Genomic DNA, 4195 nt, shown 5'->3' with positions numbered 1-4195 from the left:
GCGACCGGCGTAAACAGTTCGAGACTTTGTCGCGCTATATCGAGAGCAATGTGCCGCCCGAGGCGATGTTGATTCTGGCTGGCGATTTTAACGACTGGCGTGACGAGGCCAGCGTTATCCTGCGCGAGCGGGTAGGCCTATCCGAAGTATTTCGTACGCTGAATGGCGAGTGCGCCAAAAGCTTTCCTGCGCGCATGCCGATGCTGCCGCTGGACCGCATTTATGTGCGCGGCCTCAAGCCGATGGCAGTCGAGGTGCATCGCGGCCTGCCTTGGGCGCGCTTATCCGACCATCTCCCCTTGAGTACCTTGCTGTTGCCGCTATAGCTTATTGCCGTTAATGAATAATATTTTGTATACAGTGCTTGACGGCTAGGCTTGGTTGCTGATAAATTTTGTCCCAGATACATCGCCGATTTGATACAGCTTGCGGGCGTAAAACAGCTAAAGCGTGGACGGACTGCACCTGACAATCCGTGCTTCAAGAGTGTTGAAGCTCCATGAATTAGCTCGCCGCAAGTGGCGGGCTTTTTGCATTCTGGAGACTTTGATGATTCATCTCAATAACGTGAGCAAGCGTTTTCGCCATCCCGATGGCGGCTGGTTCGACGCGGTGCGCGCGACCACGCTGTCCATTGCCGCCGGGGAAGTGTTCGGCCTGATCGGTTTTTCCGGGGCCGGCAAGTCGACTTTGCTGCGCCTGATCAACCTGCTGGAGCGCCCTGATGCCGGTGCTGTACTGGTTGACGGGCAGGATCTGACCGGCTTGTCGGCGCGCGACTTGCGCCGTGCCCGCCAGAATATCGGGATGGTTTTTCAGCAGTTCAATCTGCTGGCCAACCGTACCGTCGCTGAAAATATTGCTTTTCCGCTGGAGATTGCCGGCTGGCGTCGTGCCGATATTGCGGTTCGCGTCAACGAATGTCTGGAGGTCGTGGGGCTTGCCGACCGCGCCGAACACTATCCGGCCCAGCTTTCGGGCGGGCAAAAGCAGCGCGTGGGCATTGCCCGTGCATTAGCGCCGCGCCCCAAGGTGATTCTGGCCGATGAGCCTACCTCGGCACTGGACCCGAAAACCACGCAGAGCGTGTTGCAGTGTCTGGCCGATATCAATGCGCGCTTCGGTGTGACTATCGTGATCGTGACCCACGAAATGGGCGTGGTGCGTTCCATCTGCCAGCGTGCCGCCTTGCTGGAGGCCGGCAATATTGTCGAAATCATGGCGATTCGCGATGGCGAGCTGGATGCGGTTTCGCTTGCCGCGCGCGATATGCTGGAGGCTGCATAATGGACGCGATTACGTTTACCGAAGCACTGTCCAATCTGGTATTGCTGGCGCCGGAAATTTGGCAAGCCTGTCTGGAAACTGCGCTGATGCTGGGCATTGGCCTGTCTGCCGCGGTGTTGCTGGGTGGGCCATTAGGGATATGGCTGTATTTGTCGCAGCCGGGGCAGATTCTGGCCAACCGCTGGGTGTGCGGGATTCTGGGCTGGCTGGTCAATCTGGTGCGCTCCTTCCCCTTTATCATTCTAATGGTGTCGCTGGTGCCGCTGACCCGGCTGATTGTCGGCTCGACCATAGGCCCGATCGCCGCCGCCGTGCCGCTGTCTTTTGCCGCCATTCCCTATTTTGCCCGGCTGGTGGAGCAGACTTTGCGCGAAGTGCCGCGCGGTGTGCTAGAGGCGGCCGAAGCGATGGGCGCGAGCCCCCTGGAAATCATCTTCAAGGTCTTGCTGCGCGAAGCCAGTGCCGGTCTGGTTGCCAGCCTGACCATACTAACCATCAGTTTTCTCAGTTATTCCGCCGTTGCCGGCGTGGTTGGCGGTGGTGGAATAGGGGATTTGGCGATCCGTTATGGCTACTACCGTTTCCAGACTGAAGTCATGCTGGCCATGGTGCTGTTGCTGGTCGTCGTGGTGCAGATCATCCAGTTTGCCGGTAACCGTCTGGCGGCAAGACTGGACAAGCGTTAAACCGTTCATCAAGCATACATACCAAGGAGAAACAAAATGCGCAGAATATTTATCAAATCCCTGATCGTGGCCGCAGTCGGCCTGAGCTTTGCTGGCGCTGCTGTTGCTGCCGATCCGGCCAAGAAGAGTATCGTGATCGGTACCACCGTGGGCGACTTCGGCGATATGGTCAAGCTCAGCATCAAGCCGCAACTGGAAAAGCAGGGCTACAGCGTCAAGCTGGTCGAGTTTACCGATTATGTGCGTCCCAACCTCGGCCTTGCCGAAGGCTCGCTCGATGTGAACGTATTCCAGCACAAGCCGTACCTGGATTCGTTCAGCAAGGAGCACAAGCTGAGCCTGACGCCGGTGTTCCAGGTGCCGACCGCACCTTTGGGCATCTATCCGGGCAAGCTCAAGACCTTGAAAGACGTCAAGCCGGGCAGTACGGTGGCCGCACCTAACGATCCGTCCAATTTTGCCCGTGCGCTGGTGATGCTCGCAGACCTTGGCTGGGTGACGCTCAAGCCGGGTGTGAATCCGCTGACTGCCTCCGAGCGCGATATTGCCAGCAATATCAAACAGGTGAAAATCATTCCGCTGGAAGCCGCCCAGTTGCCGCGCGCCCGTAGCGATGTCGATTTTGCCGTGATCAATGGCAATTATGCGACCAGTTCCGGCATCAAGCTGACTGAAGCCGTGTATCAGGAAAAGAGCTACGCCTATGTCAACTGGGGTGTGGTCAAGAGCGCCGACGCCGCCAAACCATGGGCCAAGGATGTGATTGCAGCCTACAATTCGCCGGAATTCAAGGCGTGGGCGCAGAAGAAGTACGCAGGTTACAAGCTGCCGAACAACTGGAAGTAAGCGTTTTATTGCCAAAAAAAGCGGTGCATCAGCGATGCGCCGCTTTTTTTTTGGCAGTGGGGTTGCAGCATATTGGGATAAATGCGCTTATGCTGGTGGCTGAGTCTGTCTGGAGGCGGCTATGGAAAAACAGCATTTTGCTCACGGCGTAGCCTGGCAAGCAGCCCGCATCCTGAATGCGGAGCAGGCCTTGGCCGGCCCCGATAGCCCCGAGCGGGACGAGGCCGTACATACGTTGCGCCTCGGACTCAGGGCACTGCGTACCCTATTATGTTTTTTTCGTGGCAAGCCGCTGGCGGATGCGATCCGTTGCCAATTGGCTGCGTGTTACCGCATGAGTAGCAGCGCGCGCGAGCTTGAAGTCGGGCTGGGCTTGCTGCCAACCTTGTCGGCACATCACCCTGCCGCGCTTGTCGCTATTCGCCATCAATGGATAAGCGATTTGCAGTGCGAGCGCAGCGTGTTGCTCCTGTCGCTGCAACCTTCGCTGCAAGCTGCACTGGCCATGTTAATGGCCTTGCTGGCGGATACGGAAGCTAGCCCGGATAAGTACAGGCAGCGCAAGCGGGTACGCCGTCACGCCAGGCGCTTGAACCAGCGGGTGCAGCACTGTCTGCAGCGTGCGCTGAAAAGTGGCAAAGTGCTGCACTGGCATGCGGCACGGCTGGCCATCAAGCGTTACCGGCTTTGGTGTGAGCAGTTTGCGGCGGTGATGGAGCCGCATTCCCGCAGGCGGAGCGAGGCGCTGCGCCCCTTGCAGCTACTGCTGGGGGAATTCAACGATCTGGAAAATTTTCGGCAGTCTCTGGCTAAGGCCGGACCGCTGTACAAGGCATGGCGTAGCATCATCGCGCAGCGTAAATCGCGTTTGCAGCGCATCGCTTGCCGGCTTGTGCGGCGGCTGGTTTAGCGTGGCGTGGCGGCAGGGCGAAGGCTAGAGTGAGCCGGGTAGTGTGCTTTTGCCATCAGGCAAGGGTTTTGTTTGCCGTTATCAGGTATACTGCGCGTTGGAAAGCTGTGCTGCCCGTTGGCTGAGAGCGTTCGCCCGGATTCATTCGGGTTCCGCCCGCCTCATTCTCGCCTCGTTTCCCGCAACGAATATCTGCCGAAACCGGCATATCCCGACGGACAATCCCGCCGGCCTCTCATCTTAAAGAGGCAGTGCTGGAGTGTTAATGAGGGGGCAGTCAGAGCATTGTTGTAGAACGGACGCCCGCAATCAGATGGGGGGCTATCGGAGATAGGTTTATGGCTAAAGAAGAACTGTTGGAACTACAGGGCGTCGTTGTTGACGTCATGCCGGATACGCGTTTTAAAGTGCGTTTGGAAAATGGCGTAGAAGTCGTGGCTTACGCCTCGGGCAAAATGCGCAAATT

At 57.8% G+C, this 4195-nt stretch carries 5 protein-coding genes and 1 pseudogene; all 6 read left to right on the top strand.

All coding sequences use genetic code 11. The features are described 5' to 3' along the window. Nucleotides 1-326: endonuclease/exonuclease/phosphatase family protein (locus tag ACRC1E_RS12955; protein WP_438515505.1), on the top strand; the 326-nt coding region annotated here is incomplete at its 5' end. A 223-nt stretch (nucleotides 327-549) separates the two neighbouring features. After that, on the top strand, nucleotides 550-1287 hold the full coding sequence (locus ACRC1E_RS12950; RefSeq protein WP_438515504.1) for a methionine ABC transporter ATP-binding protein: 738 nt from the start codon (nucleotides 550-552) through the stop codon (nucleotides 1285-1287). Continuing rightward, nucleotides 1287-1973: a methionine ABC transporter permease gene (locus tag ACRC1E_RS12945; RefSeq protein WP_438515503.1), complete on the top strand. Its 687-nt coding sequence runs from the start codon at nucleotides 1287-1289 to the stop codon at nucleotides 1971-1973. Before ACRC1E_RS12950 ends, ACRC1E_RS12945 begins: the two co-directional genes overlap by 1 nt. Nucleotides 1974-2009: 36 nt before the next feature. Beyond that, nucleotides 2010-2819, top strand: a complete 810-nt coding sequence (locus tag ACRC1E_RS12940) for a MetQ/NlpA family ABC transporter substrate-binding protein (protein WP_438515502.1) — start codon at nucleotides 2010-2012, stop codon at nucleotides 2817-2819. A 121-nt stretch (nucleotides 2820-2940) separates the two neighbouring features. Beyond that, nucleotides 2941-3729: a CHAD domain-containing protein gene (locus ACRC1E_RS12935; protein WP_438515501.1), complete on the top strand. Its 789-nt coding sequence runs from the start codon at nucleotides 2941-2943 to the stop codon at nucleotides 3727-3729. Nucleotides 3730-4067: 338 nt separating this feature from the next. Beyond that, a pseudogene (locus tag ACRC1E_RS12930) lies at nucleotides 4068-4195 on the top strand (translation initiation factor IF-1); the annotation flags it as partial.

The sequence above is a fragment of the Craterilacuibacter sp. genome (assembly GCF_051659485.1).
In the GTDB taxonomy this organism is placed as follows: domain Bacteria; phylum Pseudomonadota; class Gammaproteobacteria; order Burkholderiales; family Chromobacteriaceae; genus Craterilacuibacter.
This window is presented reverse-complemented; position numbering and strand designations above follow the sequence as displayed.

Bases quoted from the DNA above. Each gene is read 5' to 3' on its own strand.
- ACRC1E_RS12950 (WP_438515504.1), top strand. From the start codon at position 550: ATGATTCATCTCAATAACGTGAGCAAGCGTTTTCGCCATCCCGATGGC.
- ACRC1E_RS12945 (WP_438515503.1), top strand. From the start codon at position 1,287: ATGGACGCGATTACGTTTACCGAAGCACTGTCCAATCTGGTATTGCTG.
- ACRC1E_RS12940 (WP_438515502.1), top strand. From the start codon at position 2,010: ATGCGCAGAATATTTATCAAATCCCTGATCGTGGCCGCAGTCGGCCTG.
- ACRC1E_RS12935 (WP_438515501.1), top strand. From the start codon at position 2,941: ATGGAAAAACAGCATTTTGCTCACGGCGTAGCCTGGCAAGCAGCCCGC.